Raw genomic sequence first — 392 nt, forward strand, 5'->3', positions numbered from 1 at the left:
AGCATGGGCGGTGCGGTCAGCACCAGCAGCTCAGCGCAACTTCCGTGGTATTTCGTGGAAGGTGCTACATGCCCATTCCGGGTCTACGATCAAGTAACGATCTTTCGCGAAGGTCGTGATCGTAAGTACCCATCGAAGTACAGCGTAGATAACCTGCGTCTCGATATCTATTCGGACTCTTCCAACCAAGCATTCAAGTACCTACAGGCGTGGAACAATACGATTCTCACGCCATTTGGTGCCACGGCAGCTGCCACGATGGGCGGTGGTTGGGGACGCCCGTCGGACTACAAGAAGCCAATCTTCGTGTATCTGTTGGACGTGACTAACTCCGTGGTTGCCGTCATTGAATATGTTGAGTGTTGGCCCATGACGGTCGAGCAATATACTTT

General features: G+C 52.6%; 1 protein-coding gene. It reads left to right on the forward strand.

Annotation, left to right across the window (positions count from 1 at the left end; genetic code table 11):
- The coding region (locus AC1RPQ_RS08040; protein ID WP_481762269.1) for a hypothetical protein at positions 1-392 on the forward strand (392 nt) is incomplete at both ends.

This window comes from Dellaglioa sp. CoH-57-MRSF-21 (genome assembly GCF_056781915.1).